Source organism: Bradyrhizobium sp. USDA 4354 (genome assembly GCF_054060315.1).
The window spans coordinates 1,199,197-1,218,907 of sequence record NZ_JBSSDC010000001.1 but is presented as its reverse complement, the minus strand read 5'-3'; the positions used below and the strand labels follow the sequence as shown (position 1 = coordinate 1,218,907).

The window sequence follows — 19,711 nt, the reverse complement described above, 5'->3', positions numbered from 1 at the left end:
AGTTCCAGTAAGCTCCAGTCTAGCGGATTTCCATCGCCTTCCAGGCTTCTTTTTCGGACGTCGCCTGGAAGATCGACGCCCTCGCCAGTGCTTCGGCCTCTTTCGCAGCAGCCGTTGCGCGGTCGAAATCGCCGCCATCTGCGGCCCTCTTGGCGGCCGCCAGTGCCGACACGGTCACGGTCCACTGATTGCGCATGCCTGCCGCCTCCTTGGAGGCGCCTTCCGCGGCGGCATAGGCCGTCTTGTAATCCGCCTCATTTGCCGCGCGCGCGGATGGCGCAAGGCTCAACGCGAGCAGCATGGCGAGAGCAAGTGACCGCTTCATGGCCGTGCTCCCGGGCCCGAGATCGGCAGTCCGTTGGCGACGTAGGACAGGAAATATTCAACGTCGCGATATTCATCTGATTGCGGCTCCAGCGGAACCGCGCGGGTCTGGCTGTTGCAGGTGACGAAGCGGCGGCTGGTGGTGCCCATGCCGCTCCATTCGGACCGGTAGATCGGCATGGCGTTGACGATGCCGAGCGCCGGCGCCAGGGTCTCGGCGCGGATGCGCTCGCCCGGGCTCTGCACATGGCAGCTCGCGCAGGAGAAGTTCATCTGGCCGCGCCGCGTGTAAAAATAGCGCTTGCCGTTCTCGTACGCCGCGAGCGCGCGGGGGTCATCGGGGATCTTGATGTCCATCAGCTTGCCGCGCGAGGTGTAGGCCATGTAGGCAGTCAGCGAGGCCATCTCGTCCTTGACGTAGGAATAGGGCGCCTCGCCATTGGCCTCGCGGCAGCGGTTGAGCGCGAGCTCCAGCGTGACGACCTTGCCTTCCTTGGTGTCGAAGTACGGATAATTCTGGCGGATGCCGATGCCGCCGTTCGGGAAGCAGTCGGCGTAGGTCTTGCCGTTCTTGAACGGGGTCGAGAACATCTCCTTGCCGGCGTCGAGCGCGAACTCGTAAGGCGGGAATTCCTCCTTCTCCTGCCACTGCCGCTTCATGTCCTCGTTCATGGAATAAGGACCATTGACGAAATCCTCGTGCTTCACGTTCGGAAACTTCTGGAAGAAGAAGGTCTGGAACGCCTTGGCATCGGCGACGGGATCGACCTTGTCGGCCGCGACGACGCGCGTTGCGGCGACAGCAAGCGCCGCGAGTGCGACGAACGTTGAGCCGAGCAGAATCGTAGCGCGCTGTTTCATCACGCGATCTTCGCGGTGGTCGTGTCCGAGCCACCCTTGTTGTCGGTCCAGGAGATCTTGAGCTCGTCGCCCTTCTTGGCACCCTTGAAGCTGAACTTGACGTAGGGATCCTTGGAGACCGCAGTGCCCCAATCGGCGACGAAGACGTCCTTGCCGTTACATTCGAACTTCAGCTCCTGGATGAAATGCGCCGGAATCAGCTCGCCCTTGGAATCCTTGACCAGGCCGGTGTCCATGGGATGCTGGATCAGCGCCTGTACCTCGGTGATGTCGCCGTTGGATGTAGCGCGTACGCGAATGCTTGATGCCATCGGATCGATCCTTCTACCCGCCGCAGCCGCCGACGGTGACCTTCACTTCCTTGGTCGCGCTGTAGAGCTTGCCGTCGGCTTCCACGATCGCCACCAATTTGGTGGTCTTGGCCATCTTGAGGCGGTTGGCGACGCTCGGAATGGTGCCGTCGGGGATCTTGTAGCTTGCCGCGAGCGCGAACGGGTTCTCGGCCACGAAGAACGAGATCGAGGTCACCTTGTCCAGCGTCGTCGTCACCGAGATCGGCACGACGCCACCATTCTCGGCGATCTCGGGCGCATCCAGCTTGACCTTGTCCGACGGTTCGGCGGTCTTGCCGTAGAGCGCCTTGATCGCGTCCGCCTCGCCCTTCTGCTTGAAGGCTTCTTCCGGATATTTGTCGTTCGCCGCCGCGCGCACGGGCGCGGCCGCGAACGGCAGATTGCCGAGGCCGAGCAGCGCGACGGAGGCTGCACCCTGAAGGATCAGGCGCCGCGTCGGATGAGGGCCGGTGGTCGTGGTCATCTCAAATCTCCTGGGCCGCCGGCCGTTACAGGGTCTGCAGGAAATCAACGATGGCGTTGATCTCCTGTTCGGTCAAAATCCGGTTCCGGCCGAACGGCGGCATCATGGTCTGCGGATTGCGCTTGGTCTCGTCGAAGATGATAGCGACCAGCTCGTCGCGATCGGGATATTTGGCCTTGAGGTCCTTCAGCTCCGGCCCGATCGTTCCGGGCAGGTCGCCACCCTTGATGACGTGGCAGGTCAGGCAATTGCCCTTGCCGCGGTCGAAGGCGAGTTTCTGGCCCTCGGCCACGGTGGACTGCGCCCCCGCCGGGGCCATGGCCGCGCCGGCGAGGAGGGCCAGCGCAACAAGCAGGGCGGGCTTGCAAGGAAAGGCGGTCAAGGCATCGTCCCGAGCGTTATGTCGATGATCTCATTTGCGGAATTGTTCAAAAGCACAAAGGGCATCGCCTGACAATCAAGACTATGCACGCGGCAAAATGGAGTTAATATCCTCCGCATTGCAACCGAAGAGATAGTTCGTTCATTGGATCGTCTGTAACTAGCAAACTATTCTCAGGCGTTTGGCCCTTGTGGCCGTGTTTTCTGTTTCACATTTTTGGGGACGTCACTTGGCTGAATATGTCGTCGAATTTGGCAGGGACGGCGGACGGGTCGAGCCGGATGGCCGGCTCGACGCGCCGGCCTTCCACCGCAATCACGAACCGATTTGGGCGGCGCTGGAAAAGCATCTGGCCGGTGCTACCGGCAACGTGGTGGAGCTCGGCAGTGGAACCGGCCAGCATGTGGTTCATTTCGCCCGCCACACACCCGACCTGATCTGGTGGCCGAGCGACCTCAACCAGCGCCACCTCAAGAGCATCGAACGCCTGGCGCGTGCATGCGGGGCTGCCGAACATCCGCTCACCCCTGCGGATCGACCTCACCGATCCCGACTGGTGCCCGGAGATGAAAAGCGGGCAGGGGCCGACGAGTCTTGCGGCCGTGTTCTGCGCCAATGTCATTCACATCGCGCCCTGGGCCGTGGCCGAAGGCCTGTTTGCCGGCGCCGGCCGCTATCTGCGCGCCGACGGCAAGCTGTTCCTCTACGGTCCCTTCAAGCGCGACGGCAAGCACACTGCGCTCAGCAATGCGGTGTTCGACACCTCCTTGCGCGAGGGCAATCCCGAATGGGGCGTGCGCGACGTCGTTGATGTCGAGAAGCTGGCGAAGGCGGTAGGCCTCGGCCTCGTCGATACGATCGAGATGCCCGCGAACAATCTGACGCTGGTGTTCGCGCGCTAAGCCAGGAAGGCGGTGCGCTCCCTCCCCCGCTTGCCAGGGGAATCGCATGTGGGATTCTGTAAGTCATTGCGAAGCGGCGAGAAATTGATTCTGAAGGTAGCTCCTGATTCGGATGGAGCGGCCGATGAACCGATTTGCGGAGTGCTTCGAGGAATTGCCGGACCCGCGCGCGGACAATGCGCTGCACGATCTGACGGAGATTTTGTTCATTGCGTTGATGGCGACGCTGTGTGGGGCAACGAGTTGCACCGACATGGCGCTGTTTGCGCGGATGAAGGCCTATCTTTGGGAGGGTGTGCTGGTGCTCGAGCATGGTCTGCCGAGCCACGACACGTTCAGCCGCGTGTTCCGCATGCTCGATCCGGCAGCGTTCGAGAAAGCCTTCCAGCGCTTCATGAAGGCCTTTGCGGAAGGCGCGAAGATCAAACAACCGAGGGGAGTGATCGCGCTCGACGGCAAAGCGCTGCGGCGCGGCTACGAGCGCGGCAAGAGCCATATGCCGCCCGTCATGGTGACCGCTTGGGCGGCGCAGACCCGCATGGCGCTGGCCAACGTGCAGGCGCCGAACAACAACGAAGCTGCCGGCGCGTTGCAGTTGATCGAACTTCTGCAGCTCAAAGGCTGCGTGGTGACGACCGATGCGCTGCATTGCCATCGCGGCATGGCCAAAGCGATTGTGGCACGGCGCGGCGATTACGTGCTGGCGGTGAAGGAGAACCAGCCGGCGCTGTTGGCCGACGCCAAGGCTGCCATCGGTGCCGCAACGCGCAAGGGAACCAGAGCGACCACCACCACCGATGCCGATCACGGGCGCAAGGAAAGGCGCACTGCCGTTGTCGCACCGGTCAAGGACATGGCGCAAAAGCACGACTTTCCCGGGATCAAGGCCGTGGCCAGGATCACCAGCAAGCGCGGCAAAGACAAGGCCATCGAGCGCTTCTTCCTGATGAGCCAAGCCTACAGCTCCAAGGATGTTCTGCGTATCGTCCGTACTCACTGGACCATCGAAAACGGCCTGCATTGGCCGCTCGACGTCGTCCTCGACGAGGATCTGGCCCGCAACCGCAAGGACAACGCCCCGGCCAACCTTGCCGTACTCCGGCGTCTTGCCCTCAATGTCGCCAGAGCCCATCCCGATACAACTACCTCCTTGCGCCTCAAGCTTAAGCGCGCCGGATGGAACGATGCCTTTCTCTTCGAGCTTCTTGGCCACATGCGATAGCCCTACCCCGCTTGCGGGGGAGGGTTGGGGAGAGGGTATCTCCGCAACGGGATACTCCCCTAGAGGAGAGAACCCTCACCCGCCGTGCGCGGGACGATGCTTCGCATCGCCCGGGCACGCCGACCTCTCCCGCAAGCGGGAGAGGTGCACCGCCCGCTGGGCTCGCGTTGGTCAGATCAAGAGGACGTCACGCCTCATCCCTCCACCCGATCCTTTCCTTCAGAAACCGAAAACCCAGCACCTCAAAACCGGCGCGCTCCTTGTTGTCCTTGCCGTAGCCGTGACCGCCGGCGGCCGGCTCGTAGAACCAGGCTTCAAAGCCCATCGCCTGGAGCTTTGCCGCCATCTTGCGGGCATGGCCGGGATGAACGCGGTCATCGCGCCGCGTGGTGGCGATCAGGATCGGCGGATAGGGCTGGCCGGCCCTGACGTTGTGATAGGCCGAGTAGGTCTTCAGCCACTCCCATTCGTCGGGCTTGTCGGGGTCGCCATACTCCGCGATCCAGCTCGCGCCCGCGAGCAGCTTTGTGTAACGGCGCATGTCGATCAGCGGGATGGTGCAGAACAGCGCGCCGAAACGCTCGGGATAGCGCACCAGCATGTTGGTGATGAGGATGCCGCCGTTCGATCCGCCCTGCGCGGCGATGCGCTTCGCACTCGTCACACCGCGGCGGACGAGATCGGCCGCGACCGCGGCGAAATCGTCGTGTGAGAGCTTCTTGCCGGCAAGTCGTCCGGCATCGTGCCAGCGCGTGCCGAACTCGCCGCCGCCGCGCAAATTCGCCTGCACGGTCGTGCCGCCGCGCTCCAGCCACAGCTTGCCGAGCGAGGCGTTGTAGTACGGCTTCACCGAAACTCCGAAGCCGCCATAGGCGCTCATATAGACCGGCGCATCGCCGGTCTCAGCCGCGGGGCCGGTCTGCACATAGGGAATACGCTCGCCGTCGATCGAGATCGCTTCGTGCTGGGTCACCACGAGCCCGTCCGCGGTGAACGTCCTCGGCGCCTGCTTCAGCACGGCCGGACTTGCGACACCACGCTCGATCAGCAGCAGCGAGGGCGGTGTGAGCGGATCCTGCACATTGGCGAGCAGGTCGCCATTGCTCTCGGAGGGATGGCGATCGAGCGTCCACACATCGACGACGCCGATTCCCGGCAGGCCTGGAAGCATCTCGCGCTTCCAGCCGGACGCGGACGGCGTGCAGATCTCGAAATGCGGTTTGAGCTCGTCGAGGATCGACAGCACCAGCTTGCCAGCGGCCCAGAACAACCCTTGCAGCGCGCGTCGCGGTGTGGGCTCGAACAGGATCGCAAAATCGCGGCTGCCGGCAAGGAAGGCCGAGAGCGAGATGCCGAGCACGGTGTCGGTGGCATAGGTTCGGCCTTCGACCTGCCAGTCCTTGCGCAGCTTGATCGCGAACCAGTCGCCATGCGCCTGCATCCAGACGCCGGTCGGCAAGTCGAGCTTCGTCGTGCCACCGGCCGCGTCACGCAGCCAGATCGTGCCGTTGAAGAAGTCGATCTGATCGACGATCCAGACTCGCGGAGCAGGTCCGGTGTCGTCGGCCATGCCGGAGATCGCCATGTGATCGGCCGCGGTCTCGATGATCGCCTCAGCCTGACCAACAGGCTGACCTCGCCGCCACAGCCGAACCGTCCGCGCATATCCCGAGCTCGTCGCCATGCCCTCGCCATAGGCGCTCGATAGCAGCAGCGTGTCGGCATCGAGCCAGTCGACGCCGCCCTTCGCCTCCGGCAGCGTAAAGCCATCCGCAACGAAGCTCTTGGTGTCGAGGTTGAATTCCCGCAAGGTGACGGCGTCGCTGCCGCCGCGCGAGAGGCCCAGAATCGCGCGCGAGCTGCCGGGCATGGTGGCGATCGAGCTCAGCAGCCAGTCTTCACCTTCGCTTCTCGCGAGCTGGTCGATGTCCAGCATGGTCTCCCATGCCGGATCGGCTTTGCGAAATTCCGCCAGCGAAGTCCGCCGCCACAGGCCACGCGGGTTGGCGGCATCCTTCCAGAGGTTGTGCAGGTCGTCGCCGCGCCGGCTGACATAGGGAATGTTGTCCGGTCGGTCATAGATCGCCGCGAGGATGTCGCGATCGTGCTCGAAGGCTTTGCCGCCGAACGCGGCGAGCGTCAGTTGATTCTGCCGCTCGACGAAATCGAGCGCCTGTCTGCCCTCGATCTCTTCCAGCCACAGCCAGGGATCGTCGTCGGGAGCTTGAAGCGTGGGCCTGTCGTCGACGGACATGAACGTAACTCCCAAGAAATGGCGGCGGATAGGATTTGATCGAGCGCAAGCCGTCAAGGGGGCGTTCCGCTATCATCCCAGCGATTGCGTCAGAGGCATGGCCTGCGTCCGTTTGCGCCGGTTGTCCGCGCTTCCGCGCCCCTCCATAGTGCCGGGAATCAACAAGGCCCCTTGAAAGCCTAAAAAGCCCCTTGGGGCGGAAGTGCCGATGCTGGACGTAACTGCTGTCAATGAGATCGCCGCCGATGCCCGCGTGCGTGCCAATGTAGTGCGCCTTGCCGCCGCGCAGGCGCTGACCGGCGCCAACTCGGCGGTGATCTTCGCCACCGGCGCGATCGTCGGCGCCACGCTCGCGCCGGACATGTCGTTCGCGACCGTGCCGATCTCGATGTATGTGGTGGGGCTTGCTGCCGGCACGCTGCCGACCGGCGCGATCTCGCGCCGCTTCGGCCGCCGCGCCGCTTTCGTCATCGGCACCGGCCTTGGCACGCTTACCGGCCTGCTCGGCTGCTTCGCGATCCTGCACGGCTCGTTTGCGCTGTTCTGTGTCGCGACCTTCCTCGGCGGCCTCTACGGCGCCGTGGCGCAATCCTATCGCTTCGCCGCCGCCGACGGCGCCAGCGTGGCCTACCGTCCCAAGGCCGTGTCCTGGGTGATGGCGGGCGGCGTGTTCGCCGGCGTGCTCGGTCCGCAGCTCGTGCAATGGACCATGGATGTCTGGCAGCCCTATCTGTTCGCCTTCAGCTTCCTGGTGCAGGCCGCGGTGGCGCTGGTCGCCATGGGCATTGTCGCCGGCGTCGACATGCCCAAGCCTGCGCCGGCCGATCTGCATGGCGGCCGGCCGCTGCTGACCATCGTGAGCCAGCCGCGCTTCATCGCGGCGGCGCTGTGCGGCGCGATCTCCTATCCCATGATGAATCTGGTGATGACCTCGGCGCCGCTCGCCATGAAGATGTGCGGCCTCAGCGTCTCCGATTCCAATTTCGGCATTCAATGGCACATCGTCGCCATGTATGGGCCGAGCTTTTTCACCGGCGCGCTGATCGCGCGCTTCGGCGCCCCTGTCATCGTCGCCGCCGGATTGCTGCTGGAAGCGGGTGCCGCCACCATCGGCCTCTCCGGCCTCACTGCGATGCATTTCTGGGCGACGCTGATCGTGCTCGGGGTGGGTTGGAATTTCTCCTTCATCGGCGCCTCGGCGCTGGTGCTGGAGACGCACCGGCCGCAGGAGCGCAACAAGGTGCAGGCCTTCAACGATTTCCTGGTGTTCGGCATGATGGCGATCGGCTCGTTCTCCTCCGGGCAGTTGCTCGCCAATTACGGCTGGTCGGCGGTGAACCTGGTGGTGTTCCCACCGGCGATTCTCGGTCTCGTCGTGCTCTCGCTGGTCTCCTGGGCCCGCCGCCGCAAGGCGCGGCTGGATGCGGCCATGGGCGAGTTTCCGGACGCGGTTTGACGCATGATCCGGAAAACTGCGAAGCGGTTTTCCGACAAGATCATGCGCATAGATGGCAGGAGGCTGTCAGCATCGTTGATGTTTCGATCGCCATCGAAGTGATTTTCGGGAGTGCGGTTGTTACATGATGTTCGTCATCAACAGACGGGCGTGACGCACGGCGCTCGCGGGGGAAACGAAGGACAAGCGCAAATGCTCGACAATCCCCGCCACGCAACTCCCGTCGACGAATCCTCCCTCCGCTACGAAGGCTGGCGCATCGTCGCGGTCTGCTTCCTGCTCGCGACCTTCGGCTGGGGGCTCGGCTTCTACGGCCAGAGCGTCTATGTCGCCGAGCTCCAGCGCGCGCGGGGCTGGCCCACCACGCTGATCTCCGCAGGGACCACGTTCTTCTATCTGTTCGGCGCGCTGCTGGTCGTCTTCGTCGGCGAAGCCGTGCGAAAATACGGCCCGCGGCTCAGCCTGATCGCCGGCACGCTGGCGATGGCGGCGGCCGCGGTCGCGATCGGCGCGGTGCGCGAGCCCTGGCAGCTCTATCTCGCCGATGCCGTGCTCGCCTTCGGCTGGGCCGGCACCAGCCTCGCCATGATTACCAACACGATCAGCCTGTGGTTCGACCACAAGCGCGGCATGGCGATCAGCCTTGCGCTGAACGGTGCGAGCTTCGGCGGCATCGTCGGCGTGCCACTGCTGGTGGCGTTGATCGGCCATGTCGGCTTCGCCAGCGCGATGTATGTCACCGCCGCTGCCATGCTGGTGCTGCTGCTGCCGGTGATCCTCCTTCTCGTCGGCCGGCCGCCCGATCGCCACGGCTGGCACGCGGCCGCGAAGGCAAAACCGCAATCCTCGACGCAGATCCGCGCATGGGCGCTGCGTGACGTCGGCTTCCTCACGGTGACCATCGCCTTCGCGCTGGTGCTGTTCGCCCAGGTCGGCTTTATCGTGCACCTGATCTCGTTCCTCGATCCCGTGATCGGACGCGAGCGCGCGGCGGTCGCCGTCGCGGTGCTGACCGCGATGGCCGTGGTCGGCCGCGTGCTGTTCTCGCTGGTGATCGACCGCCTCAACCAGCGCCTGGCGTCGGCGCTGTCGTTCCTCAGCCAGGCGGCGGCGCTTCTCATCGTCATTAACCTGCACAACGACTATGTGCTGATCGCGGCCTGCGCGGTGTTCGGCTTCTCGGTCGGCAATCTCATCACACTGCCGTCGCTGATCGTGCAGCAGGAGTTCGACTCCGCCGCGTTCGGTGTGCTGATCAGCCTCAACACCGCGATCAACCAGGTGACCTACGCCTTCGGCCCCGGCGTCGTCGGAGCCCTGCGCGATTGGTCCGGCGGCTATTCGCTGCCGTTCTATCTCTGCATCGCGCTGGAGGTGATGGCGGCAGCGCTGATCATGGTGCGGGGACGGCAGTCCCGCGGATGAGCGACGGCGTTTCAACATACTCCGTCATTGCGAGGAGCCCTTGCGACGAAGCAATCCAGAATCCCTCCGCGGAGGGATTCTGGATTGCTTCGCTGCGCTCGCAATGACGAGGAGAGAGCGGAGCTCACGCCTCCCGCTGCCTCAACAACGCCTCCACATCCAGCCGCTTGGTGAACATCGCGAGCTTCCCATCCGGCCCGAACGGCCACTGCTGCTTCGGCCGGTCCCAATACAATTCCACGCCGTTCTGGTCGGGATCGCGCAAGTACAGCGCCTCGCTGACGCCGTGGTCGCTGGCGCCGTCCAGCGCAATGCCGGCCGTGAGCACGCGATGTAGCGCATCGGCCAGCGCTGCGCGCGTCGGATAGAGGATCGCGGTGTGATAGAGCCCGGTCGCATCAGGCGGCGGCGGCGAGCCGCCTTTGCTCTCCCAGGTGTTGAGCCCGATGTGGTGATGATAGCCGCCGGCCGAGATGAAGGCAGCGCCCGAGCCCATGCGCTGCATCAGCTCGAAGCCGAGCACGCCGCAATAGAAGTCGAGCGCGCGATCGAGATCGGCGACCTTGAGATGGACGTGGCCGATCCTGGTGCCGGCGGCGACTGGGCTTTGCGACATGGAATGCTCCGTTGATAGAACTCCACATAAGGCGAGCCTCGGGACAGTGCTATTGCCCATCCCGAAACCCATCGTTTCTGAATGGGAAAACTAAGCGAGCTCCGACACCTCGCCCTCGGGCAGCCCAAATTCAAACGTGTTCAGCGTCATCGACACCAGCGTGTAATAGCCGCACAACCCGATCACCTCGACCACGCCGCGTTCGCTGAGCAGCTTCACCGCCTCATCATACAAGCCCTTCTCGACGCCGTGGCCCTCGTGCAGCGACTTCGCGACATCGTAGATCATCTTCCCCTTGGGATCGTCGAAGTCGGGCGTGCGGCGGTCGCGGATCGCGTCGATGATCTCAGGCTTCATGCCGCCGGCGAGCGCGAGACGCTTATGCGCATACCATTCGTAATGCGCGGTCCAGTGCCGCGCCGTCACCAGGATCGCGATCTCCGAGAGCTTTGCGGGAAAGATCGTGTCGAAGCGCAGCACCTCGCCGAGCCGCGTGGCATGACGGGCCATCTCCGGACTGCTCAGCCAGGCCATCATCGGCGCCGGCGGCTTGCCGCGCTTGCCGGCAATCGACTCGTCATAGGTCTGCCGCTGACTCTCGTTCATTTCGCCAGGCGAAAGAAGTTTGAGGCGCATTGTCGTTTCCTCTTTGTTTTCAAGCACCGCCGTTGCGGCGACTATAGCCGAATGCGGCTCGCGGAAGTGGTTGAATTCCGCGGAGGCTTGGCCCAGAGTCGTGCCCAACAAGTCGAATTTCGAGTGATGGAAACGACCAATGACCGACTCCAAGACCAGCGATTCTGAAACCGCCGATCTCGAGCAATTCCGCGTTGAGACGCGCGCCTGGCTGGAAGCCAACTGCCCGCCGGAGATGCGCAAGCCCGCCACGTCGGACGCCGACGTGTTCTGGGGCGGGCGCAACGCAAAATTCTCGTCCGAGCCGCAGCGCATCTGGTTCGAGCGCATGCGCGACAAGGGCTGGACCGTGCCTGATTGGCCGAAGGAATATGGCGGCGGGGGCCTCAGCGCCGCCGAGCACAAGGTGCTGCGCGCCGAGATGGCGCGGATCGGCGCGCGTCCGCCGCTGTCGAGCTTCGGCATCTGGATGCTCGGGCCGGCGCTCCTAAAATACGGCAACGACGCCCAGAAGAAGGAGCATCTGCCGAAGATCGCCGCGGGCGATATCCGCTGGTGCCAGGGCTATTCCGAGCCGAACGCCGGCTCCGATCTCGCCTCGCTCCAGACCCGCGCCGAGAGCGACGGCGACGACTTCATCATTACCGGCCAGAAGATCTGGACGTCCTACGCCAATTACGCCGACTGGATCTTCTGCCTGGTCCGCACCGATCCCGCCGCGAAAAAGCACGACGGCATCAGCTTCATCCTGTTCGACATGACCTCGAAGGGCGTCTCGACCAAGCCGATCCTGTTGATCTCCGGCTACTCGCCGTTCTGCGAGACCTTCTTCGACGGCGTCCGCGTGCCGAAGTCTCATGTGGTCGGCACCGTCAACCGCGGCTGGGACGTCGCAAAATATCTGCTCCAGCACGAGCGCGCGATGATCTCGGGGATGGGCGAGCGCGGCGTCGGCCGGCCGCTCGGCCAGATCGCGGCCGACTCCGTCGGCACCGATGGGCAAGGCAGGCTCGACGATGCCATGCTGCGCGGCCAGATCGCGCGCTTCGACGTCGATGAGGCCGCGCTCGCGGCCTGCGCCGAGCGCGCGGTCGATCTCGCCAAGGCCGGGCAGGCGCATCCGGCCTTCTCCTCGGCGATGAAATATTACGGCACCGAGCTCAACAAGCGCCGCCACGAGATCCTGATGTCGGCCGGCGGCGTCGATGCGCTAGAATGGGAGAGCGAGCGCTCCAAGCAGGGCGCCCGCCCGCGCGCCTGGCTGCGCACCAAGGCCAACTCGATCGAGGGCGGCACGAGCGAGGTCATGCTCGGCATCGTCGCCAAGCGCATCCTGGATCTGCCGGGGGCCTAACCCCGCCGTCGTTCCGGGGCGGTCCGCAGGACCGAACTACGGTGCGCAATTGCGCACCTGAGAACCTCGAGATTCCGGGTTCGATGCTGCGCATCGCCCCGGAATGACAACAACAAACAGCATTCCGCCAGACGTTAGAGATTTTTGTACCATGGCCCTCGTCCTCACCGAAGAACAATCCATGCTCCGCGATAGCGCGCGCGGGCTGATCAACGACAAGGCGCCGGTCTCGCACCTGCGCCACTTGCGCGACAGCAAGGACCCTAACGGCTTCTCCAAGGAGCTTTGGCATTCCTTTGCCGAGATGGGTTTTGCCGGCTTGCTCGTGCCGGAAGAATTCGGCGGCAGCGGCCTCGGCTTCGTCGAAGCCGGAATTATCATGGAGGAGATCGGTCGCACCTTGATGCCGTCGCCGTTTCTCGCCACCAGCGTCGTCGCGGCGTCGGCGCTGAGCCGCGGTGGCAATGCGGCGCAGAAGTCGGAGTACCTGCCAAAGATTTCCAATGGCTCGCTGCTCGCAACGCTCGCGATCGACGAAGGCGCCAAGCATCGCCCGCTCCAGACCAGCCTGCAGGCCGTGCGCGCCGGCAATGGATTCAAGCTCAATGGGGCCAAGGCGCTGGTGGTCGACGGCCATGTCGCTGATTTGCTCATCGTCGTCGCGCGTACCGCGGGTTCCGCCGGCGAGCGCGATGGCCTGACGCTGTTCCTGGTCGATCCCAAAGCCAAGGGCGTGGCGATCGAGCGCACCATCATGGTCGATGCGCACAACGCGGCGCGGATCGAATTCGCCAATGTCGAGGTCAATGCCGACAGCGTGCTCGGCGAAGTCGATCAGGCCGCTGGCCTGCTCGAGGGCGTGCTCGATATCGGCCGCGGCGCGGTCGCCTCCGAGATGGTCGGCCTCAGCGATGAAGTGTTCAACCTCACCGTCGAGTACCTCAAGAGCAGAAAACAGTTCGGCAAGCTGATCGGCGAATTCCAGGCGCTGCAGCACCGCGCCGCCGAGCTCTATGTCGACATCGAGATCACCCGCGCCGCCACCATGAAGGCGTTGCAGGCACTGGACGCCGATGTTGCCAAGGCCGCATCAAGCGTTGCCGTCGCAAAAGCCCGCGCCGGCACCACCGCCACGCGCGCGGTGCAGGAAGGCGTGCAGATGCACGGCGGCATGGGCATGACCGACCAGTTCGACATCGGCTTCTTCATGAAGCGCGCACGGGTGTGCGAGGAGCTGTTCGGCGACGCGAACTACCACACCGAGCAGCTGGCGCGGGCGCGAGGGTATTGAGCTCGGGCTGAAGGGAGAGTCACACGCGGTGTCATCGCCCGCGAAGGCGGGCGATCCGGTACGCCGCGGCCGCTCCGCATGCGACTGACGTCTCAGAATACTGGATCGCCCGGTCAAGCCGGGCGATGACAGTTGAGAGTGTGGCGAGCGCTCGCCCCAAGCTCGTCATTGCGAGCGCAGCGAAGCAATCCAGAGTCTTTCCGCGGAGGCAGTCTGGATTGCTTCGTCGCTGCGCTCCTCGCAATGACGGCGGAGAGACTGTCCCGCTTACCGCATCGGCGGCGCGTACTGCACGCCACCCGCGTTCCACAGCTGGTTCATGCCGCGCGGGATCTTCAGCTTGGACTTCTCGCCGATATTGCGCTCGTACATCTCGCCGTAATTGCCGACGTGGCGGATGATGCGCGCGGCCCAGTCCTTGGTGAGGCCGAGCTGCTCGCCGTAATTGCCCTCGGTGCCGACCAGGCGCATCACTTCCGGCTTCTTCGACTTCAGGGCCTGGTCGATGTTCTCCGAGGTGACCCCTAACTCCTCGGCGTTGATCATCGCATACAGCGTCCACTTCACGATCATCATCCAGTCGTCGTCGCGCTGGCGCACCACGGGGGCGAGCGGCTCCTTGGAGATCATGTCCGGCAGGATCATGTTGTCGCCGGGCTTGGACAGGTTGATCCGCAGCGCGTAGAGCTGCGAGACGTCGGCGGACAGCGTGTCGCACTTGCCGGTGTCGTAGGCCTTCACGACCTCGTTGAGGTTGTCGAACTTGACCTCTTCATACTTCATGTTGTTGGCGCGGAAGTAATCGGCGACGTTGAGCGCCGTCGTGGTGCCGGCCTGCACGCAGACCTTGCTGCCGGTCAGATCCAGCGAGGTCTCCTTGTTGCGCGAGCGCGGCAGCATGAAGCCTGCGCCGTCGTAATAGGCGACGGCAGGGAAATAGAGATCGTAGTCGAGCTCACGCGCCATGCTCCAGGTCGAGTTGCGCGAGAGGATGTCGACCTTCCGGCTCTGCAATTCCTTGAAGCGCTCGCCGGCGTCGAGCGGAATGAATTTCGCCTTGCCCGGATCGTTGAAGATCGCCGCGGCGACCGCGCGGCAGAAATCGACGTCGAAGCCGGTCCAGTTCTTGTTGTCCTCGGAATATGAGAAGCCCGGCAGGCCCTTGTTGACGCCGCACAGCACCTCGCCGCGGCGAACGGTGCGCTTCAGGGTGCGGGTGTCGTAGAATTCATAGATGATGGCGAGGGCGCCGACCAGGACGGCGATCGCGAGCCCGATCAGCAGGCCGCCACGAAAAGTACGCATGATGTCTCTCTCTCGAAAGGATCGGGAAAAGGAATTTGGAGGAGGGGTCAGAGCATGATCGGTGCGATCATGCTCAAGCCATAGCCCTTAGAGTTCGGGCTTCTGCCGGATGACGACCTTGGTGCCGACAGGGACACGATCGTAGAGATCGGCGACGTCGTTGTTGACGAGACGGAAGCAGCCCGAGGACACCTTGGTGCCGATCGTGTCAGGACGATTGGTGCCGTGGATGCGATAGACCGTGGTGCCCAGATACATGGCGCGGGCGCCCAGCGGATTGCCGGGGCCACCGGCCATGAAGCGCGGCAGATAGGGCTGGCGCTGGATCATCTCCGGTGGCGGCGTCCAGTCCGGCCACTCCTTCTTGTTGGTGATGGTCACCAGCCCCTGCCACTGAAAACCGTCGCGGCCGACGCCGATGCCGTAGCGGATCGCGCGCCCGCCGGGCTGCACCAGATAGAGGTGGCGCTCGGCGGTCGCGACGATGATGGTGCCCGGCGGTTCGGTGGTACGGAAGTAGACCACCTGCTTCTGCCATTCCGGATCGAGCTGGTAGCCGTCGTCGGCGATCAGGCCCGGCTCGTCGCCGCGATCCGGCTGCTGGGCGAAGGCGTGCGGCGTGGACAGGATCAGTCCCATCGCAGCCATCAAAATCCCGGTCAGGCGACGAAAATCCGTCATTTCAAGCTCTCCCCGCTGCCACAGCGCAAATCAATTCGGAACCATCAAACCTGAGGGGCAAGTTCATGGCAAGTTGATGGCGCGCCCTCCTGGCATGTCACGAGAATGCTTTGGTTTTTTGACGGGCTTGGCGCAATGCCACGAACAGGGGATGGCGCGAAAAGCATAGATTGAGGCCGCAGTGGTAGTGCGCTCCCTCCCCCGCTTGCGGGGGAGGGTCGGGGAGAGGGTGTTTTCCGCGATGGGACAGTCCCCAAGAGGAAAGAACCCTCACCCGCGCCTTCGGCGCGACCTCTCCCGCAAGCGGGAGAGGCGCAGACCGAGTTCGCGGAAAGACCACCTCCGACGATGAGCGCTGTGCGCCAATCAGATCTTGTTGCTCTCCGCCGCGATCCCGAGCCGCCGCACGATCTCCGTCGCCACGGCGCGGGCCTCGACCCGCGACCCGATGCGGGGGCTGCGAAACCGTCGGCCGGAATGCAACCGGATCACGACGATGCAGTGCTCGTCCTCGGAGCGGCCACGGCGCTCGACCGTGATCGCCTTCACGTCGGTCCCCTCGATATGGTCGGCGCGCAAGCTGCCGTCGCCCCACAGGCGCTCGACGCGAATATCGTTCTGCCGGATGATCCAGAACGCACCGGTGGCGAGGTTGGCGTAGCGATAGACGGCGAATGCGGCGATCGCGCCTAGCGGCAGCAGCAGGATGTCGACGTGGCTGGGCGCCAGGCCGCGCCAGAGCTTGTAGGCATAGGGAGCGGCGCACAAGGCGACCGCGATCAAGGCAACGATCCGGATGTCCCTTGCGGGAAACGGCTCGAGCGGTTCGCCGAGATGCATCTCGGGATTGCTGGCATCGAGCGGATTGCTGGGTGTCTCGACGTTGGGAACGCCGAATTGCGCGGCGATCCGCGCCACGGTGTCGCGCACATGGGTGACGTCGGAAATCGGCGGGGAGGTCAGGCGTTCCCCGGAGGCCAGCGTGAAGGCCAGCTGGAAACGGGCCTTCACCCTCTTGCTGCCTGGAACCTGCAATCCGCTGATGTCGTCTTTCGGAACGACCCGCGTGCGGAGCTTCCCGAAAGGACGCTGTTGCCCGATCAGGATCTCGTTCGGCGTGATGATCCACACCACCGCCGGCGCCATCATGATGCCGACGACGAATCCCGCCCCCACGAGGAGGGCCATCAGCGAGATGATGATTTCCAAGGTATCGCGCGTGAACAGGCCGGGCGTGAAGCAGAGGGCGACGGCGACCGCAAAGCCGGACATGACCAGCCGCTGCGCGATCGAGGAGCCTTCACGAAGGCGAATGTCGCTATGGCTGGGCGTGTCGTCCATTGTGGGCGGCTGATTGCTTCGCCCGCGAAACTCCACGGACGGGTCCGTGGAGTCAAGCAACAAGGGCGACAACTGAAACCCGCCGCGCGATGTCCGTGCGGTATCAGCTGTCGACGTTCAGCAGCCTTGCCACCGTGCGGTCGATCTCGTCGTAGCGGCCTTCGCCGGCGTGCTGGAACACGATCTTGCCGGTCTGGTCGATGATGTATTGTGCCGGCCAGTATTGATTGCGATAGGCGTTCCAGGTTTTCGAATCGTTGTCCTGCGCCACTGGATAGGTGATGCCGTGGCGCTTCAGCGCGGCCTGCACGTTGGCGGCCGAGCGCTCGAACGGGAATTCCGGCGTGTGCACGCCGACCACGACGAGGCCCTTGTCCTTGTACTTGGCATGGAGCTCGGTGACGTGCGGCAGCGTGTTGACGCAGTTGACGCAGCCATAGGTCCAGAAATCGACCAGCACGACCCTGCCGCGGAGATCGGCGATAGCAAGCGGTTTAGAGTTGAACCAATTGGTGATGCCGGTGAAGTCGGGCGCGGTCTGTTGGACCGCGGCAGCTGTGACGACAGGTGCGGCGCGCGCGGCCTCGTTGCAGATGCCGGGGATCACGGCGCCGGTCACGGCCATGCCGATCAATGCGGCGGAAACGGCGAGCAGCTTGAGGGTCATAGAAGCGTCCTCCGGTGAAGATGAGGGGTGATCACAGGCCGATCTGGCCGGTGGGGTAAAAGCCGGTAAGCCACGCCACGATCAGCGTGTCGTATTGGAAATAGGCGGCGACCGCGAAGCCGATCACGACGACGCCAAAACCCTGCTGCAGCCGCGGCGAGATGCGCGCGAGGCTACGCACGCGCGCCGTCGCGGCCTGTCCGCCATAGGCGATCGCCAGCATCGGGATCGCCGCGCCGATGGCGTAGGCAACCAGCAGCGTCCCGGCCCAGGCAACGTTCTTCGACGTCGCCACCAGCGTTAGGATCGAGCCGAGCACCGGGCCGGCGCAGGGTGTCCACACCAGCCCCAGCGTGGTGCCGAGCACAAGCCCGCCGACCGCGCCCTCGCGCTGCGCGCTGTTCGAGCTGCCGAGACCGAGCCAGCCATTGAGCCGGATCGACAGCCATTCGAACGGGGTCGGCCACAGCATCAACAGGCCGAAGCCGAGCAGCAGGATGGATGCGGCCTCGCGCAGCACATTCGGATCGAAATCGAACAGGTGCGTGATCGCGCCGAGCAGCAGCGCGACGGCGGAGAAGGAAACGACGAAGCCGAGTGCGATCATCGCAGGGCGCAGATGCCCGGCGCGCCCGATCGAGGCGCCGAGCAGGATCGGTAGCATCGGCAGCGTGCATGGCGCGGCGATGGTAAGGATGCCGGCAAGGAGAGCGAGGATCAGGTCGAGCATGAGGCACTCGTGAGGGAGGTCACGAGGGCAGTTCGGGATGGATGCGCGGATCGTTACGCGGCGTCACGCCTTCGTGACGGGGACACTCCCCCAGAGGAAAGAACCCTCACCGCCGCACGCGGGACGATGCTTCGCATCGCCCGGGGTTCGTCGGCCTCTCCCGCGAGCGGAAGAGGCGGGAGCGCGCGTCAAGAGCCTGGCCCCAAATACAAAACGACCCGGACGGGGCATCGTCCGGGTCGCTGGAGGTCTTGGGAGGTTTAACGAAACCGTATGGGAGTTTTATAGGAGGGAAGTTTTTCCGCCTGATGTTGTCGTTGTTTCAATTGTTTCGTCGGCGGTAACACTTCCGTGTCCGGGATAGGGCCGAAAGCTCAGTCCTATCCCTTTGAAGTCATTGTGCTTAAGCGGCGAAGCGATCGACGCCGGCGCCCTTAAGCAAATCGGCGAGCTGCTTGCGGGCGTAGAACATCCGTGTCTTCACCGTGCTCTGGGGGATGCCGATGATCCGTCCGACCTCCTCCACCGATTTCTCGTGGTAGTAGACGAGGTTGATGATCTCCCGATGCGCCGGCGACAGCTTCTGCACGCAGGCGCGCAGGATGGCGCTGGTGTCGCTGCGGTCGAGCGAGGTCTCCGGCGTATCGGTATCGTCGGGAATCTGGCGCACGTCTTCCTGGTCGATGTCCTCGAAGCGGCGCTGGCGCATCGCGGTCAGCGCCTTGAAGCGGGCGATCGAGAGCAGCCAGGTCGAGACCTGCGAGCGGCCCTGGAACTGGCCGGCGGTCCGCCACACGTCCAGAAACACCTGGCTGACAAGGTCTTCCGCCGTTGTGGCATCGCGCACGATGCGCAGGATGAAGCGGTACACTCGCACACTGTGCCGGCAATAGAGAATGTGCATGGCGGTCCGGTTGCCGTCGGCGATGCTTTCGAGCAGCATGTCGTCCGAGGTCGCCTGAGCGGCAATGATGCTCTGGCTGGCTTGGGCGTTGATGGCAATGACGTTCCGCATGGACTTGGCTCCCCGTAGCGCCGCAACCGAGCGGCGTTTCCTTGGACCAAAGTGTTAATGAGCCAACGTTTCGGGACGTCTGCACGAAAAGCGGAAAATGGTTTCGTGCGCTGCCAAATTGTTTCGTCGAAGTTGGGATGGCGAAACATTCGGGGCAAAAAATCGTGGAATTTCAATATACGGGAAATACGGGCGTGGGTGTTTTGGGGCGGACGGGAGCGCCACGGAACGAATCCCGGAGATTTGCGTTCGGTCGCGCTAATCACTCTCCTGTCGTCCCGGGGCGCGAAGCGAACCCGGGACCCATAACCACAGGGAGAAATTTGGCGAAGACTCGGAGTTACCCTTTTGGCGTCACAACCACTCCCTGTGGTTGGGTCCCGGATCATCGCTGCGCTCGTCCGGGACGACGGCGGGGAGTGAGTGTGGCTGC

At 64.1% G+C, this 19,711-nt stretch carries 19 protein-coding genes and 1 pseudogene; 6 read left to right on the top strand and 14 right to left on the bottom strand.

What is annotated here, in order from left to right; genetic code table 11:
- Positions 1-19: 19 nt before the first annotated feature.
- Genes ACVIIV_RS05825 through soxX form a run of 5 tightly spaced genes read right to left on the bottom strand, consistent with a single transcriptional unit; the run spans position 20 to position 2,320 of the window.
- Positions 20-325, bottom strand: a complete 306-nt coding sequence (locus ACVIIV_RS05825; protein WP_456743338.1) for a hypothetical protein — start codon at positions 323-325, stop codon at positions 20-22.
- Positions 322-1,185 carry a sulfur oxidation c-type cytochrome SoxA gene (gene soxA, locus ACVIIV_RS05820; RefSeq protein ID WP_456743337.1) on the bottom strand — a complete coding sequence of 288 codons (864 nt, stop codon included), beginning with the start codon at positions 1,183-1,185 and terminating at the stop codon, positions 322-324. The genes ACVIIV_RS05825 and soxA overlap by 4 nt, the downstream gene beginning before the upstream one ends.
- Positions 1,185-1,496, bottom strand: a complete 312-nt coding sequence (gene soxZ / locus ACVIIV_RS05815; protein WP_456743336.1) for a thiosulfate oxidation carrier complex protein SoxZ — start codon at positions 1,494-1,496, stop codon at positions 1,185-1,187. The genes soxA and soxZ overlap by 1 nt, the downstream gene beginning before the upstream one ends.
- Before the next feature lie 13 nt (positions 1,497-1,509).
- Positions 1,510-2,001: a thiosulfate oxidation carrier protein SoxY gene (soxY, locus tag ACVIIV_RS05810; protein ID WP_456743335.1), complete on the bottom strand. Its 492-nt coding sequence runs from the start codon at positions 1,999-2,001 to the stop codon at positions 1,510-1,512.
- 25 nt (positions 2,002-2,026) lie between these two features.
- Positions 2,027-2,320 (bottom strand): sulfur oxidation c-type cytochrome SoxX, encoded by a 294-nt coding sequence (gene soxX, locus ACVIIV_RS05805; protein WP_456748671.1) that lies wholly within the window; start codon positions 2,318-2,320, stop codon positions 2,027-2,029.
- 292 nt (positions 2,321-2,612) lie between these two features.
- Between soxX and ACVIIV_RS05800 the strand changes: the two are divergent.
- Together ACVIIV_RS05800 and ACVIIV_RS05795 are read left to right on the top strand one after the other, a co-directional pair.
- Positions 2,613-3,285: pseudogene (locus ACVIIV_RS05800) on the top strand (DUF938 domain-containing protein).
- 124 nt (positions 3,286-3,409) lie between these two features.
- Positions 3,410-4,507: an ISAs1 family transposase gene (locus ACVIIV_RS05795; RefSeq protein WP_456742655.1), complete on the top strand. Its 1,098-nt coding sequence runs from the start codon at positions 3,410-3,412 to the stop codon at positions 4,505-4,507.
- A gap of 187 nt (positions 4,508-4,694) precedes the next feature.
- Here the strand turns inward: ACVIIV_RS05795 and ACVIIV_RS05790 are convergent, their stop codons facing one another.
- Positions 4,695-6,761 (bottom strand): prolyl oligopeptidase family serine peptidase, encoded by a 2,067-nt coding sequence (locus ACVIIV_RS05790; protein ID WP_456743334.1) that lies wholly within the window; start codon positions 6,759-6,761, stop codon positions 4,695-4,697.
- 208 nt (positions 6,762-6,969) lie between these two features.
- Here ACVIIV_RS05790 and ACVIIV_RS05785 point away from each other — a divergent pair, with 208 nt between their 5' ends.
- Complete coding sequence (locus ACVIIV_RS05785) at positions 6,970-8,217, top strand: MFS transporter (protein ID WP_456743333.1); 1,248 nt, start codon at positions 6,970-6,972, stop codon at positions 8,215-8,217.
- A 192-nt stretch (positions 8,218-8,409) separates the two neighbouring features.
- Positions 8,410-9,642 carry an MFS transporter gene (locus ACVIIV_RS05780; RefSeq protein ID WP_456743332.1) on the top strand — a complete coding sequence of 411 codons (1,233 nt, stop codon included), beginning with the start codon at positions 8,410-8,412 and terminating at the stop codon, positions 9,640-9,642.
- A 124-nt stretch (positions 9,643-9,766) separates the two neighbouring features.
- Here ACVIIV_RS05780 and ACVIIV_RS05775 read toward each other — a convergent pair whose 3' ends face one another.
- Together ACVIIV_RS05775 and ACVIIV_RS05770 are read right to left on the bottom strand one after the other, a co-directional pair.
- Positions 9,767-10,258, bottom strand: coding sequence for a VOC family protein (locus ACVIIV_RS05775; RefSeq protein WP_456743331.1), 492 nt, complete (start codon positions 10,256-10,258; stop codon positions 9,767-9,769).
- A 90-nt stretch (positions 10,259-10,348) separates the two neighbouring features.
- Positions 10,349-10,894 (bottom strand): carboxymuconolactone decarboxylase family protein, encoded by a 546-nt coding sequence (locus ACVIIV_RS05770; RefSeq protein WP_456743330.1) that lies wholly within the window; start codon positions 10,892-10,894, stop codon positions 10,349-10,351.
- Between the two features lie 139 nt (positions 10,895-11,033).
- On the opposite strand from ACVIIV_RS05770, the gene ACVIIV_RS05765 reads away from it, so the two are divergent.
- Both ACVIIV_RS05765 and ACVIIV_RS05760 read left to right on the top strand, forming a co-directional pair.
- Positions 11,034-12,248, top strand: coding sequence for an acyl-CoA dehydrogenase family protein (locus ACVIIV_RS05765; protein ID WP_456743329.1), 1,215 nt, complete (start codon positions 11,034-11,036; stop codon positions 12,246-12,248).
- A gap of 151 nt (positions 12,249-12,399) precedes the next feature.
- Entirely contained in the window at positions 12,400-13,539 is a 1,140-nt protein-coding gene (locus ACVIIV_RS05760) for an acyl-CoA dehydrogenase family protein (RefSeq protein WP_456743328.1), read from the top strand.
- Positions 13,540-13,806: 267 nt separating this feature from the next.
- Here the strand turns inward: ACVIIV_RS05760 and ACVIIV_RS05755 are convergent, their stop codons facing one another.
- From ACVIIV_RS05755 to ACVIIV_RS05730, 6 genes are all read right to left on the bottom strand, one after another.
- Entirely contained in the window at positions 13,807-14,844 is a 1,038-nt protein-coding gene (locus ACVIIV_RS05755; RefSeq protein ID WP_456743327.1) for an amino acid ABC transporter substrate-binding protein, read from the bottom strand.
- Between the two features lie 87 nt (positions 14,845-14,931).
- Positions 14,932-15,525, bottom strand: coding sequence for a L,D-transpeptidase (locus ACVIIV_RS05750; RefSeq protein ID WP_456743326.1), 594 nt, complete (start codon positions 15,523-15,525; stop codon positions 14,932-14,934).
- Between the two features lie 366 nt (positions 15,526-15,891).
- Complete coding sequence (locus ACVIIV_RS05745; RefSeq protein ID WP_456743325.1) at positions 15,892-16,866, bottom strand: hypothetical protein; 975 nt, start codon at positions 16,864-16,866, stop codon at positions 15,892-15,894.
- Positions 16,867-16,969: 103 nt separating this feature from the next.
- Positions 16,970-17,533 carry a redoxin domain-containing protein gene (locus tag ACVIIV_RS05740; protein WP_456743324.1) on the bottom strand — a complete coding sequence of 188 codons (564 nt, stop codon included), beginning with the start codon at positions 17,531-17,533 and terminating at the stop codon, positions 16,970-16,972.
- A gap of 31 nt (positions 17,534-17,564) precedes the next feature.
- Positions 17,565-18,263, bottom strand: a complete 699-nt coding sequence (locus tag ACVIIV_RS05735; protein ID WP_456743323.1) for a cytochrome c biogenesis CcdA family protein — start codon at positions 18,261-18,263, stop codon at positions 17,565-17,567.
- Between the two features lie 403 nt (positions 18,264-18,666).
- On the bottom strand, positions 18,667-19,278 hold the full coding sequence (locus tag ACVIIV_RS05730; RefSeq protein WP_456743322.1) for a sigma-70 family RNA polymerase sigma factor: 612 nt from the start codon (positions 19,276-19,278) through the stop codon (positions 18,667-18,669).
- Positions 19,279-19,711 lie beyond the last annotated feature (433 nt).